This window comes from Bradyrhizobium sp. 2TAF36, assembly GCF_052114925.1.
In the GTDB taxonomy this organism is placed as follows: Bacteria; Pseudomonadota; Alphaproteobacteria; order Rhizobiales; family Xanthobacteraceae; genus Bradyrhizobium; species Bradyrhizobium barranii.
Genome location: NZ_JBFRFR010000058.1, coordinates 1 through 13,211, shown reverse-complemented (window position 1 = coordinate 13,211; position 13,211 = coordinate 1). Strand labels below are relative to the sequence as shown.

Here is a 13,211-nt window from a genome sequence, read left to right as displayed (position 1 = left end):
TATGAACATAATATGACAGCATATGAAATAGAAATTTGCGCCAAGCATGTTCGAATGATACTTTCGGTGGGCACGGAGAGCCCATGCTCAGCACCACCACCGAACGCCAGGCCCACATTCTCGAGATTGTGCGAGGCGAAGGTTTCGCCTCGATCGAGCATCTTGCGACGCGGTTCGACGTGACGCAGCAAACCATTCGCCGCGTCGTAAATGCGCTCTGCGACCAGGGGCTGCTCCGGCGGATCCACGGCGGCGTCAGCCTCCCCGTCCAGAATCAGAACCTCGCCTATGGCAGCAGGCAGGGATTGAACGCCGACGCCAAACAGCGCATCGCGCAAGCGACCGCGAAACTTATTCCCGATGGCGCGTCGCTGATGATCGGGCTCGGCACGACGCCCGAATATGTCGCGCAGGCACTCTCCCGCCGCGGCGATCTCAGAGTGATCACCAATAGCCTGAACGTCGCCGCGGCGTTCGCACACAATCCAGACGTCGAAATCACGATCGCGGGCGGTACGCTCCGCTCCCTCGACCGCGATATCGTCGGCGAAGCCGCCGCACGTTTCTTTTCGGGCTTTCGCGCCGATTTCGGGATATTCGGCGTCGGCGGAGTTGATCAGGACGGGACGCTGCTCGATTTCCATGTCGATGAAGTCAAAGCTCGGCAATCCATAGCGGCCAACGCGCGAACGGTCGTACTGGTGGCCGACATCACCAAGTTTGGGCGCAATGCGACAGTTCGAGGCGGCCACCTCGACGACTGCCATCATCTCGTTATCAATGATCGGTTGCCAGCGGCGTTCCAGCCGATCGCCGACAGATATGGCGGTCTAATTCACGCGGCGAACGACGCGCGCACGCTCGATGCGGCGGGCGTCCTTCGCTAAGTCGAATTCCTATATGGCTGGGCCGATGGCATGCGCGCCGGACTGAGCCGGCTTGAACATGATCTTCTCGACATTTCGCCTGACAGCGCCGTTCAGCGAAGAGTTACGCATCTCGGCTGACGCCGACCAGATCGTTTACGCAGGTCGGAGGGTCTGTGTCCGATTTTGCTGACGCTGATAAGCGAGCGACGAGCTGTCTCGTTCTAGTCGTTCCAAGGAGCGCCGTCGCCCGAACTATGACAAGCCCGAGGCTGTCCGATTGACGGGTAATGCTGAAGATGGGCCTGTTCCTCACCACAGATCGGCACGATCTTCTCAAAACGGATCGTGTTGCGGCTACCGACATTAAGGCATTACAGCTCGGCGCGATCTTCGCGCGGCGACTCGTTACAAGTCCCTTATTGCATCAGTGAAACGGTTGCGCGGTGCCCTCACAAGGAATGGGTCAAGAGAAAATGATCTCTTTCCTTGCTTTCGACTTTATTGCCCCACGAAAGAGCTTTTTCTTCTTCCGCTAGCCCATCGTTCTCCAGACTTTCTTTGGCTTCACTAGAGTGAACGTCATAGACGCAGTTAAATGAGGCCGCGCGGCACGCTCCCTCCTCCACTTTTGATTTCGCAGTCACCCATCCTGGACGGCGAGAAGCCGGCTAACATTGCAGTCGGGAGATGGTCATGCCGCGGCGACCAGCCAAAGTCACACAGGCAGATATTGCTCGCGCGATCCGCGCCGCTAAAGAAGCTGGCGCGAGCGCGGTCATAGTTGATGCAGAAGGCACTATTCGGATCTCGCTAACAACGAGTGCCTCAGGTCCCCAACCGGTGGATGATACTGACCCGGTATGGACACCTTCTGAAGCATTACGGCTTCACCTGAAGCGCACCGAAAGCGGGTGAAACGCACCTTATGCAATTGATGCGGAGTCACCGCATCGCTAGACTCCAGGCATTGGTCCACGGAGACGCCAATGCTTGGGAAGGAACGACGCGACCCCCGCGCAGCCGGGGATCGTCGGATGTATCTCTATTTCAACTATTCCGAGTCCGGCTCACTGCGCTGGTACGTGAAAGTCAGCAGTAAGGGCCGAAGGATCGGGATCGCCGAGGAATACGGAACGCCAGCGTTCGACGCTGCCTACGAGGCAGGCGTTGCGGCACTGGGGGGAGTTCTGCGCATGCGTCGCGTCAAAGGCATGGCGAAGCCGGACCAGCCGGAACGTCGCTACCTGCACGTCGACGTAAGCCAACGTGGTCAAGTCAGGTACTACGTGCAACTGCGCAACCGGCTGCCGAAGATCCGGATCAAGGCTGCATACGGCACGACTGAGTTCGGCGACGAGGTGGATGCCGCGGTTGCCGCCCAGATCGCGCTATACGGCGACGAGAGYGATTACATCAACGCGCAGAAGCCGCAACGAGGACCGCCCTGCTCCACCGAAGACGCCGGCACGCCCCGGTACGCTGCGCTGGTACTGGAACGGCTACAAGCGAAGTGACCACTGGCTCGGCGATCTCAGTGTCGGTCACGAGGGCCTTGCGGAATCGACCCGACTCCAGCGTACCGGACTGATCGAGTCGCTGCTGCCCGAGAATGGCGAGAAGCCGTTTGCGGTGCTGACGCGCAAAGTCATCAGGGCGGAGATGAAGGCGCGTACCCCGTCGCAGGCGGGCAACTTGTTATCGGCGGTTCGGGGCATGATCCGCTGGATGATCGACGAGGGACATCTCGACGAAGACGACGATCCGACCATCGGCCTGAAATCCGGCAAGGCAAAAGCGAGCCGCGAAACTGGCGGTTTTCTGCCCTGGACCGAGGACGACATGGCCCGCTACCGCGCGAGGTGGTCGCTGGGCACCGAAGCCCGGTTGATGTTCGACATCCTGCACTACACATTCCTGCGGCTTGGAGATGCCCATCGTTTTGGGCCACCTCACCTGCGGCAGATCGTTCGGAAGATGGCAGTGCAGATCGCCACCGACAAGAGCCGGGGCAATACCACCGTAACGGTGCCCGTCCATCCGGAGTTCGCCGAGAGCCTGAGGGCAGCGCGCGCGGCAAACATCGTCGGCGCCGAGGTATTCACCGGCAAACTCGTCCGCGGTCGGGTTCTCCCGATGAACAAGAAGGCATGGGCGGCCAAGTTCAAAAAATTCGCGGTCCTGGCCGGGGTGAATGAGCCGAAGAAAAGCTGCCATGGCGTCCGCAAGGCGAGAGCCGAAGTCGCGGCCTACGCCGACTGCACCGAGAGCCAGATGATGGCGATGTTCGGCTGGACCGACCCCAAAATGCCCGCCCACTACATCGCTCAGGCGAATCGAGAAAGGCTCGGGATCAGCGGGATGGAGAAAATCGTCACGTTCGATCGGGGCCAGTCACTTGATGATTTTGTGCCCAGGCAGGAGACTAACAGCGTGAGAACGTCGCGCGCGAACGAAGTGGTAACTTTCCCGGGTAACATTCGGAAAAAAGTCTAATGATTTCAACGTGAAAGGTGGGTTTGTGGTGCGCTCGGAGGGACTCGAACCCCCACGATTTTACTCACTGCCACCTCAAGGCAGCGCGTCTACCAATTCCGCCACGAGCGCTTTGGGGATGCCGGCTTAGGGCTTGAGGCCTGCCGGATCAACGGCGCCGATCTAACAAATCCATCAGAGGGGTACAAGCCTGCAAAGGCCCAGAATTCCACAAGCTTGGCAGGAAAAATCCGGACCCATGCCCGGATCGGCCCTATCGAGTGTCCCGGCCCCGCCGGGTACCCGGGGCCGCTACCGCGTCCCCGTCGTGCGTGGCAGCATCTGCTTGACCTCGACCGCGATCCGGTTGCGGTCGACCAGCACGACGCCCGAGGCGACCGGCAGATTGTTGGCGAGAACCTTGACCTCGTCGGCCTCGGTTGCGTCCAGTTCGATGATGGCGCCGCGGGAAAGACGTAATACTTGATGGATCGGCATGGTGGTCGTCCCGAGGACGACCATGAGATCCACGGTGACTTTATCGAGAGTGGGCACTGTCAGGACCGCCGCAACTTGGGACTTAAGCCAAAGGACTTGGCATTTGCTCCCCAGATGATCACCACGTTATGGTTAGCCAATGGTTAATTCGCCTCAAAACCCCCGCCAAGACCTCGATTTGACGTCGTTTTCCGCCTCCACCGGCGAGCCCGTGGAATGGCGAATCTCGGACGCGCCGGTGCCCTATCCGGAGGCCGTGGCCGCCATGGAGGCGCGAGTCGCCCAGATCGCCGCCGGCGAGGCGCCCGAGCTGGTCTGGCTGCTCGAGCACCCCCCGCTCTACACCTCCGGCACCTCGGGCAAGGAAACCGACCTGCTCGATCCCCGCTTCCCGACCTTTGCCACCGGGCGCGGCGGGCAGCTCACCTATCACGGGCCCGGCCAGCGGGTGGCCTACATCATGCTCGACCTCAAGCGGCGCCGGCCGGACGTCCGGGCCTATGTCGCGAGCCTGGAGGAATTGATCCTGCGGACGCTCGCCGCCTTCAATGTCCGCGGCGAGCGGTGCGAGGACCGGGTCGGCGTCTGGGTGAAGCGCCCCGACAAGGGGCCCGAGCACGAGGACAAGATCGCGGYGATCGGCGTGCGGCTGAAGCGCTGGGTCTCGTTCCACGGCATCGCCATCAATGTCGAGCCGGAGCTGTCCCATTTCGCCGGCATCGTGCCCTGCGGCGTCGCCGATCCCCGCTACGGCGTCACCTCGCTGGTCGATCTCGGCAAGCTCGCGACCATGGCCGATGTCGACGTCGCGCTGCGCCAGGCGTTCGAGGAGCTGTTCGGGCCAACCCGCGCGCTGGTGGCGGAAGCGGCCGTCTAGCGTTTCCTGTTGGACACACACCGCCCGCATTCTCCGCAGGCGCGGAATCGGCTACGGTCGATCCCGGTGCCGCCCACGCCTCCCCCCCTCCGCCGGGAAAGCAGACTTCATGCCGGGCGAATGATCATCGGACCGACTGTTCGAGCGCCAGGCATAAGGAGGGATTGCGCTTTCTGCTCGCAATGGGAGGTTTTGACGATGAGACTCTCTGCGCCGATCTATCATCTGAAGCGACGAGCCAGGCGCCTGTCGCGCGAGGAAGGCATTCCGCTCCACGACGCGCTTGACCGCATCGCTGCGACGGAAGGGTTTTCCGCCTGGAGCATGCTCGCGGCAAAGGCCGCCGCTCTGACGCCCGCCAATCGCCTGTTCCCGCAATTCCGGCCGGGTGATCTGGTGCTGGTGGGCGCGCGCCCCGGTCAGGGCAAGACGCTGATGAGCCTCGAACTCGCGGTGGAGGCCATGAAGTCGGGCCATCGCGCTGCGTTCTTCTCGCTCGAATACACCGAGAAAGACGTATTCGACCGCTTGCGGGCGATTGGCGTGGACCCCGCGCAATTCGCTGAGATGTTCGAGATCGACTGCTCCGACGCCATCAGCGCCGACTACGTCGTCAAGCAAATGGCCGCGGCGCCTCGTGGCACGGTCGTGGTGATCGACTATCTGCAACTGCTCGACCAGAGGCGGGAAAATCCTGATCTCGCTGTTCAGGTGCGCGCACTGAAATCCTTCGCGCGCAACGCGGGGCTGATCGTCGTCTTCATCTCCCAGATCGATCGATCCTATGATCCGTCGGTCAAGCCGTGCCCAGACCTCGACGATATCAGGCTGCCGAACCCGCTGGACCTCAAGCTGTTCGACAAGACGTGCTTCATCAACAACGCCGAAGTCCAGTTCCGCGCGGCGAGCTGATGGCTTCAGGCCGCGGGCGAGTTTCTTCACCCGCGGCTTGCGACCTCAAGCTGCCTGCAACGCAACTTCGAGCTTGCCGGCAATGTAGCGCCGCTCCTGGGTCAGGCCGCCAAAGCCGTAGGCGTCGCCCTTGACCTCGTCGACATGCAGATACGTCTCGGGATGCAGCGGGCCCAAAATCTCGGCCATGCGCTTGAACATTGCGGCGAGATAGGCCGCCTTCTCGTCCTTGGTGTTGGTGCCTTCGCTGACATGGATGTCGATCCAATAGCTGGCCAGTTTCTGCTCGGCGAGCGACTTGCCGCCGGCGAACCAGTCGCCTGCGTCGACCGATTTCACGATGATGGCGGTCACCCTGGGATCCTTGTGCAGGATCTTTGCGGTGAGCTCCGACACGGCGTTGGCGATATCGGCCTTCAGCGACGGCGACTGGCGAGAGGCGGTGTAGGACACAGTGATCAGGGGCATGGTGGTTCTCCTCAAGATGCTGCGCGGCGTTTGCGCGGCGTTGATGAGAAGGTAGACCTTGCTCCGTCATTTTAGTATCTTATCTCTGTTGATACCAGTGATAACCATTCATAATGACAGCCACACTCGACATCGCCACCATCAAGGCCTTCCTGCTGGTCGCCGACCTCCAGAGTTTTACGCGCGCCGCCGAAGCACTCGGCACGACGCAGGCCGCCGTCAGCCTCAAGCTTCAGCGGCTGGAGGCACTGCTGGGAAAACGCCTCGTCGAGCGCTCGCCGCGGGCGGTCCGGCTCACCGCCGACGGCGCCGCGTTCCTCGATCGCGCCCGCGCACTGATGGAGGCGCATGACAGTGCGCTGTCGGGCGACGCCCCGGCCGCGCAGTCGCTCTCGCTTGGTATCTCCGATCACGCCGCGGGCCCCGAGCTGGTGCCGCTGCTCGAACGCCTGCATGCGATGTCGTCCGACCTAACCCTCGCCGTCACCATCGGCTTCTCGCGCGAGATGCAGGACGCCTATGACGCGGGCGAATTGGACGCCGTGATCGTCCGCCAGGAAGGCAGCCGCCGCGGCGGCGAGAAGCTGACCGAGGATGAGTTCGGCTGGTTCGCCGCTCGACGCTTCACCCTGCCGAAGGGTGAGCCGCTGCCGCTCGCAACCCTCGCCCCGCCCTGCGGCGTCCGCGCCGTCGCCATCCGCGCGCTGGACAAGGCCGGCCTCGCCTGGCGCGAACGCTTTGTCGGCGGCGGCGTCACCGCGGTGGTCGCGGCCGCGCTAGCTGGCCTCGCGATTGCGCCGCTCGCGCGCCGGATCGCGCCTCCCGGGCTGATCGACGTCGGGCCTGCGCACAAGCTGCCGAAGCTCGGCAGCTCGAAGGTGATGCTGCATTCGAAGGTCAGCGATCCCGCCAAGCTGACAGCGCTGCGCGCGGTCGCTGCGACGTTCCGGAGCGTGGCGGCTTAGCTCGCAAGTCACCCCTTTTCCGTGCCGGCAAATCTGCCTGCGACATACCAATAACCCAACCCGGCGAAGCAGCCGGCGACCACGAACAGCCAACCCAGTTCGGCGAATGAAGCGAAAGACCGGTAGAGCGCCATCTGGCTCGCGGCTCCGATCAAGCCGCCCGCAGGAACAAAGAATGCGAGCGATCGGATACAAAACCGTTCGCTCAGCCAGATTGCCGCAATCGACGGAATGCCACTGAGCACGCAAACGAAGAACAAGATCAGTGGCACGCCGATCAAGATCGCGAAGACAAAATCCCACGGGGACATTGGGGTGACGCGATTGGCACTAGCCAACGCCAGGATGAACAGAAAGAACAGCCGAATAACGGCCGTCGCCGTCAGGCATCCGCCAAGCCAGCCTCGTGTCGTCCGGGCGCAGGTCTCGCAAGCCATGACATCACCTCACAGGATCGCCTCGAACGCGCTGCGAAGCGTTTCGTGCCGAAAGACAAAGCCGCGGCTCAGCGCCTTGTTCGGCAGCACGCGCTGACCGCCGAGCAGGAGTTCGTCGGCAAAGCCGCCGCCGATCCGGCGCAACAACCCGCCGGGGATACGAAACACCGCGGGCCGGTGCAGACGGCGGCCGAGCCCTTCGGTGAACTTTGCGTTGGTGACCGGGATCGGCGCGGTGGCGTTGACGGGCCCAGTGAGATCGGGCGTCGCCATCACATAGGCAATCAGCCGGATCAGATCGTCGCGCTCGATCCAGGACATCCACTGCCGCCCGGTGCCGAGCGGACCGCCGAGGCCGAACTCGAACGGCGTCAACATGCGCGTGATGAAGCCGCCTTCGGTGCCCAGCACGAGGCCGATGCGCAAACAGACCACGCGGACGCCAAGCTCCTCGGCCGGCCGCGCCGCCTTTTCCCACGCCGCGCACAGCTCGTGGCTGAAGCAGGCATGTGACTTCGCCGATTCCGTCAGCACCTGGTCGGCCCATAGGCCGTACCAGCCGATCGCAGAGCCGTTGACGAGGACCTCCGGCTTGCGCTCGAGCCGCGCGATCAGATTTACGACCTCGCCGGTCATGTCGATGCGGGAGCCGAGAATTTTCGCGCGCTTCGCCTCGGTCCAGAGGCCGTTGCCGATCGGCTCGCCGGCGAGATTGACGATGGCGTCGATTGGCGTGTCCGCGGCGAGCTGATCAAGGCTGGTGATCAGCGTGACCGGCGGCGGCAGCATCTCGGCCTTCGCGGGGTTGCGGATCAGCGCGATGACGTCGTGCCCTGCCCCGCTGAGGCTCGCCGCTAGGCGGCTGCCGATGAAGCCGGTGGCGCCAGTGATCAGCACGGTCTTGCGGCCGGGGAGCTTCTCGACGAGCCCGTGCGCGGGCACGCTTCGCATGCGGCCGAGCCGGCGCATCGCGGCAAAGTCCCTGACGCCGCAGAGCGCTGCACCGACTGCGCAGGCAGTGGCGGCGATGCTGAGCAGGCCCTGATACACGACACTCACGCCGAACGGCTGCATCGCCCATTCGATCAGCACCGGCAGCAGCAGCACCAGGATGGCGCCATAGTTGATCGCGAGCAGCGTGTGGTTGATCCGCTCGCTCGGCGGCAGTTTGCGGCTCAGATCCTCCTCGACGAAATCCATCAGCGTAGTGACGATCTCGGCGACCAGGACTGCCACGATCAKGATCGCCAGCACGCCGTAAACCTCCAACCAGTCGAGCAGCAGGAACAGCAGCGCATAGAGCATGTTGCGGATGCCGTGCAGCTTCAGCTCGAAACGCTGCGACGGGCGCTAAGCCAGGCGCTCGGTGAATTCGTGGTGATAGAAGGTGTCGAACACGCCCATCACGATCTGGATGGCGATGAGGGTCCACAACAGCGGCGTCATGATACGGCCTCCCTGAAGACGGCGGACTGGTGGATCAGCGCGCCGTAACGCGGGTGAGTGACATCGAGGGTGAAACGAAAGGCGCCCTCGCCGAGATCGCTATGCGTCACCGTGGGATCGCCGGGCGTGAGCCATTGCGGCAGCGGGATCCACAAGCGTCCGAGCTGGAGTCCGTAACCGGCACTACGGAAGGTCAGCGCCTGTCCCTCGACCGCGATGCGGAGCGCCATCGAGACGCCGAAGCCGACATATTCCTCGAGCCCGGTCGGGCCGGCAAAACGCTTGGCGGAATGGATCACTTGCGGAAAGCCGCGCTTGCGCGTGCAGATGCGGGTCCAGGTCTGGCCGCCGGTCGCGCCGTCCTCGGTGACGGTCACGATCATGGGGACACCGGTGTCACGGCCGGTCGGCAGCGGTCCGCCGATCAGGCGAGCGGCTTGCGCGAACCACCAGCCGATCTCGCTGAAGCTGACCTCGTCGACCACGCCGAGATAGACGACGCTGTCGCCGTCGGCGACGCGTTTCGAGAAGCGCCGCCAGGTCGCGAGCGGCAGCCGGCCCCAATCCTCGTCCGACAGCAACGCGCGGAAGCGGCGGTCGTCGAGTAGTTTGACGTGAGCTGAGGGAGATGCGCTGGAGCCTGATAATCGAGCCGACGTCATCGCACCCTCCTCAACGCTATTTGGCCTTGCCCAGCGGCAGCAGGTTGGCGATCTTCTCGCCAAGCCGCATCAAGGCGACCAGCCGCGGTCGCGGCACCTTCAGCATCTGCATGAACCAGTGGTCGGCGAGCTCGGTGAAGGCGAGCATCTCCTTCAGCCGTTTGGCTGCGACCGGATTGATGGTGGGATCGTCGGCCGCATCGGACACGCAGGCCCGGAGCGCCGTGATCGCCGGATCGAGCTCCCGCTCCTTGCGCCGTGCCGCGATTCTCGCGGCGACCTCCCAGATGTCGGTCTCGGCCTCGTAATGGTCGCGGCGGTCACCGAGGATCGGCACCCGCCGGATCAGATTCCAGGCGAGCAGCTCCTTCAGCGAGTTCGAGACGTTGGAGCGCGCCATGCCGAGCGTGTCGGCGATGTCCTCGGCCGTCATCGGCGCCTCGGCGAGATAAAGCAGCCCGTGGATCTGGCTGACCGAGCGGTTGACGCCCCACCCGTCCCCCATGTCGCCCCAATGCAGGATGAAGCACTCGACGGCGGCGGGCAGTTTCTTCTTTCCGGTTATTTCTGTCATAACAGAAATATCTGACGAGCGCGACTGATTGTCAAGAGCGCTCGCCGGCTTGCCTCCTGTATACCGTCCGTCGTATTTGCCTAAAAACGGCCCAGAGAACGGGAACCAAACACCCTTCCGGGCGTTTGCCCCGGTTCCAGGCGGGTTGAGAATGACGACAAAGTCCAGTCAACAGAGAGACTTGTTCGAAAGCGAGCGCAGTTTTCGGCTGTTGGTGGAAGGAGTCGCGGACTACGCGCTCTACATGCTCGATCCCACCGGGATCATCACGAGCTGGAACATCGGCGGCGAGCGGATCAAGGGCTATTCGCCCGAAGAGATCGTCGGCCAGCATTTCTCGCGCTTCTACACCGAGACCGACCGCGCCAACGGCAAGCCCGCCCGTGCCCTCGGCATCGCGCGGGACCACGGTCGCTACGAGGAGGAAGGCTGGCGCGTTCGCAAGGATGGCACGTTCTTCTGGGCGAGCGTCATCATCGATCCGATCTACGAGCACGGCAGCCTGGTCGGCTTCGCCAAGATCACCCGCGACATCACCGAGCGGCGCAATTCGCAGCTCAAGCTCGAAGCGATGCAGAGGCAGCTTGCCGAGTCGCAGAAGTTCGATGCGCTCGGGCAGCTCACCGGCGGCGTCGCGCACGACTTCAACAACCTCCTGATGATCATCAGCGGCAGCCTTCACATCCTCAAGAAGCGCGACGAGGACGAGGCCAAGATTCAGCGCGCGATGTCCGCGATCGAGACCGCAACCAAGCGCGGCGCCGCACTGACCGCCCAGCTCCTGACCTTCGCGCGGCGGCAGAGCGTCAATCCCCAGGCGATCCGCTTCGGCGACCGCATCGAGGCGATCCGCGAAGTGCTTCACGCCGGCGTCGGGAGCGCCGTTCGTCTCGCCTTCGACATCGACCGCGAGGTCTGGTCGGTCAAGGCCGATGTCTCCGAGCTCGAGACGGCGCTGCTCAATCTCGTCATCAACGCTCGCGACGCCATGCCCGACGGCGGTACCGTGACGGTCGGCGCACGCAACGTCGTCCTGAACGATCCGCTCCACAGCGGCGAGTACGTCGCCATCACCGTCGCCGATACCGGGCTTGGCATCCCCTCGGACGTCGTCAACAAGATCTTCGAACCGTTCTTCACGACCAAACCCGTCGGAAAAGGCACCGGCCTCGGCCTGTCGCAGGTGCACGGCTTCGCTCATCAGGCGGGCGGCACGGTCAGGGTCGCAAGCGAGCTCGGCAAGGGCACGACCTTCACCATCCTGCTGCCGCGCGAAACCGCGACCGCACCAATCGATATCCCTGAAGCAGTGCCGGTTCCCGGTAGCGGCACCGTGCTGCTGGTCGAGGACAATCCCGACGTCGCGCTCGTCAGCATCGGATTGCTGGAGCAGCTCGGCTATCGCGTGCACCGGGTTGCCGACGCCGAGTCCGCCTTGCGCGAGCTCGAGAAGAACGGCGTCGACTTCGTGTTCACCGACATCGTGATGCCCGGCAAGATGGACGGGCTCGGCCTCGCCCATCATCTGCGCCAGATCCACCCTGGCCTGCCGATCCTGCTCGCCACCGGCTACAGCGAAGCCGCCGCCGATGTCCGCGGCGACTTCCCGATCCTGCGCAAGCCCTACGAGATCCACGAACTGAGCGAGGCGATCTCGAAGTTGCCGCGGTGATTTTTCACCTCTCTCCGTAGGAACGGGGCGAGGGAGCGCACCGCCGCTGCGGGGCGAGGTGTGACTCTCACACCGTCGGCAATACCGAAAACGCTTCCCCTGCCCTCCGCAGGTTCAACTCATCGGCACCGGCCGTCTCGCTCGTCACGCTATCCACACGCGATGACGGCGGGCCATGGCGGCACAGCGCGACCATGTCGGCGACGTGCTTCGGTGTGCCTGCGAACAGCGCCTCCACGCTGCCGTCGCGGCGGTTGCGAACCCAGCCTTCGAGGCCACTCGTTGTCGCCTGATACTCGACCCAGGCCCGATAGCCGACGCCCTGCACGCGGCCGCGGATCATGACCTGGAGGATCGCCCGGCTCATTTTTTCAGCCCGAGAAAATCAGCGCTGCGCGCCTTGACGTCGGTCTCACGCATGACGCGGTTGGTCAGGTCCGGCGACGGGAGGCCTGTGAGGTTCTTCGGCGGCCTGCCCTCGCGCAACGCTTTCTGCGTCTCGTAGACGGCCTGCATGGCAGCCGCGATCGGCGCGTGGCCCTGAAGCGCGATGCGGACGCGCTGGCTGGCGAGATAGTCAATCGCGTTCAACTCGTCCGGCGCGCCGCCGAGCACGATGGGGAGATGCGTCGCGGCTACGATGGCTTCGAGCTCAGCGCGCGACTTGACGCCGGTGAAGAACAGCGCGTCGACGCCGGTCGCCTCATAAGCCCTGGCGCGGCCGATCGCATCCTCGATCGAGATGACCGAGGCAGCTCCAGTGCGGCCCATGATGACGAGCGAGGGATCGCTGCGGCCATCCAGCGCCGCCTTCATCTTGCCGACGCCTTCTTCCAGCGAGATCAGCTGTGTCTTTGCCTCGCCAAAGGCGGCCGGCAACAGCGTGTCCTCGATGGTGAGACCGGCGGCGCCCGCGGTCTCCAGCTCCTGCACCGTGCGGCGCACGTTGAGCGCATTGCCATAGCCGTGATCGGCATCGACCAGCACCGGCAGCGTCGCCGCGCGCGACATCCGCCGCATCTGCTCGGCAAGCTCGGTGAGTGTGATCAGCGTGACATCGGGGTCTCCGAGCACCGCGAGCGAGGCCACCGAGCCGCCGAACATGCCGAGCGGAAAGCCGAGATCCTCGGCGATGCGGATGGAGATCGCGTCATAGACCGAGCCGGGATGAACGCAGGCCGAGCCGGTCAGGATCGAACGCAGTTTTTCGCGGCGGGAACGAAAGGCCATGGTGCCCTCTCAACTGTTGCGACGCAGCCGCAACATACTCCGTCATTGCGAGCGCAGCGAAGCAATCCAAAATCTTTCCGCAGAGGCAGTCTGGATTGCTTCGCTGCGCTCGCAATGACGGTGTTGGTG

14 protein-coding genes, 1 tRNA gene and 1 pseudogene are annotated in these 13,211 nt (G+C 63.7%); 7 read left to right on the top strand and 9 right to left on the bottom strand.

What is annotated here, in order from left to right:
* The first annotated feature begins 83 nt into the window (after window positions 1-83).
* The 3 genes from AB4Z51_RS29720 (at window position 84) to AB4Z51_RS29710 (ending at window position 3,362) form a co-directional block, all read left to right on the top strand.
* Entirely contained in the window at window positions 84-887 is an 804-nt protein-coding gene (locus tag AB4Z51_RS29720; RefSeq protein WP_135214905.1) for a DeoR/GlpR family DNA-binding transcription regulator, read from the top strand.
* A gap of 1,016 nt (window positions 888-1,903) precedes the next feature.
* Complete coding sequence (locus AB4Z51_RS29715) at window positions 1,904-2,383, top strand: hypothetical protein (protein ID WP_167768057.1); 480 nt, start codon at window positions 1,904-1,906, stop codon at window positions 2,381-2,383.
* A gap of 115 nt (window positions 2,384-2,498) precedes the next feature.
* Complete coding sequence (locus AB4Z51_RS29710) at window positions 2,499-3,362, top strand: tyrosine-type recombinase/integrase (protein ID WP_167768058.1); 864 nt, start codon at window positions 2,499-2,501, stop codon at window positions 3,360-3,362.
* A 26-nt stretch (window positions 3,363-3,388) separates the two neighbouring features.
* Here the strand turns inward: AB4Z51_RS29710 and AB4Z51_RS29705 are convergent.
* Window positions 3,389-3,473 (bottom strand) — tRNA-Leu (locus AB4Z51_RS29705).
* A gap of 180 nt (window positions 3,474-3,653) precedes the next feature.
* Entirely contained in the window at window positions 3,654-3,896 is a 243-nt protein-coding gene (locus AB4Z51_RS29700; RefSeq protein WP_015685538.1) for a FliM/FliN family flagellar motor switch protein, read from the bottom strand.
* An 82-nt stretch (window positions 3,897-3,978) separates the two neighbouring features.
* On the opposite strand from AB4Z51_RS29700, the gene lipB reads away from it, so the two are divergent.
* Window positions 3,979-4,716, top strand: a complete 738-nt coding sequence (gene lipB / locus AB4Z51_RS29695; RefSeq protein ID WP_441498590.1) for a lipoyl(octanoyl) transferase LipB — start codon at window positions 3,979-3,981, stop codon at window positions 4,714-4,716.
* A gap of 198 nt (window positions 4,717-4,914) precedes the next feature.
* Window positions 4,915-5,628, top strand: a complete 714-nt coding sequence (locus AB4Z51_RS29690; protein ID WP_135214908.1) for a DNA helicase — start codon at window positions 4,915-4,917, stop codon at window positions 5,626-5,628.
* A gap of 45 nt (window positions 5,629-5,673) precedes the next feature.
* Here AB4Z51_RS29690 and AB4Z51_RS29685 read toward each other — a convergent pair whose 3' ends face one another.
* A complete protein-coding gene (locus tag AB4Z51_RS29685; protein ID WP_135214909.1) occupies window positions 5,674-6,096 on the bottom strand; it encodes a tautomerase family protein in 423 nt (140 codons plus the stop codon).
* Window positions 6,097-6,209: 113 nt separating this feature from the next.
* Here AB4Z51_RS29685 and AB4Z51_RS29680 point away from each other — a divergent pair, with 113 nt between their 5' ends.
* Window positions 6,210-7,061 carry a LysR family transcriptional regulator gene (locus AB4Z51_RS29680; protein WP_135214910.1) on the top strand — a complete coding sequence of 284 codons (852 nt, stop codon included), beginning with the start codon at window positions 6,210-6,212 and terminating at the stop codon, window positions 7,059-7,061.
* An 8-nt stretch (window positions 7,062-7,069) separates the two neighbouring features.
* Here the strand turns inward: AB4Z51_RS29680 and AB4Z51_RS29675 are convergent, their stop codons facing one another.
* From AB4Z51_RS29675 to AB4Z51_RS29660, 4 genes and pseudogenes are all read right to left on the bottom strand, one after another.
* On the bottom strand, window positions 7,070-7,498 hold the full coding sequence (locus AB4Z51_RS29675) for a hypothetical protein (RefSeq protein WP_135214911.1): 429 nt from the start codon (window positions 7,496-7,498) through the stop codon (window positions 7,070-7,072).
* A gap of 9 nt (window positions 7,499-7,507) precedes the next feature.
* Window positions 7,508-8,944, bottom strand: a pseudogene (locus AB4Z51_RS29670) (TIGR01777 family oxidoreductase).
* On the bottom strand, window positions 8,941-9,606 hold the full coding sequence (locus tag AB4Z51_RS29665; protein WP_135214912.1) for a DUF4166 domain-containing protein: 666 nt from the start codon (window positions 9,604-9,606) through the stop codon (window positions 8,941-8,943). Before AB4Z51_RS29665 ends, AB4Z51_RS29670 begins: the two are co-directional and overlap by 4 nt.
* Window positions 9,607-9,622: 16 nt before the next feature.
* Complete coding sequence (locus AB4Z51_RS29660; protein ID WP_135214913.1) at window positions 9,623-10,180, bottom strand: GbsR/MarR family transcriptional regulator; 558 nt, start codon at window positions 10,178-10,180, stop codon at window positions 9,623-9,625.
* Window positions 10,181-10,331: 151 nt separating this feature from the next.
* On the opposite strand from AB4Z51_RS29660, the gene AB4Z51_RS29655 reads away from it, so the two are divergent.
* Entirely contained in the window at window positions 10,332-11,852 is a 1,521-nt protein-coding gene (locus tag AB4Z51_RS29655) for a PAS domain-containing sensor histidine kinase (protein WP_354113677.1), read from the top strand.
* Window positions 11,853-11,919: 67 nt separating this feature from the next.
* On the opposite strand, the gene AB4Z51_RS29650 is transcribed toward AB4Z51_RS29655, so the two are convergent.
* Together AB4Z51_RS29650 and AB4Z51_RS29645 are read right to left on the bottom strand one after the other, a co-directional pair.
* The gene (locus AB4Z51_RS29650) at window positions 11,920-12,219 is read right to left on the bottom strand and encodes an acylphosphatase (protein WP_014494616.1); all 300 of its coding nucleotides are present in this window, start codon (window positions 12,217-12,219) and stop codon (window positions 11,920-11,922) included.
* Complete coding sequence (locus AB4Z51_RS29645; RefSeq protein ID WP_135214915.1) at window positions 12,216-13,082, bottom strand: isocitrate lyase/PEP mutase family protein; 867 nt, start codon at window positions 13,080-13,082, stop codon at window positions 12,216-12,218. The genes AB4Z51_RS29650 and AB4Z51_RS29645 overlap by 4 nt, the downstream gene beginning before the upstream one ends.
* Between the last annotated feature and the right edge of the window lie 129 nt (window positions 13,083-13,211).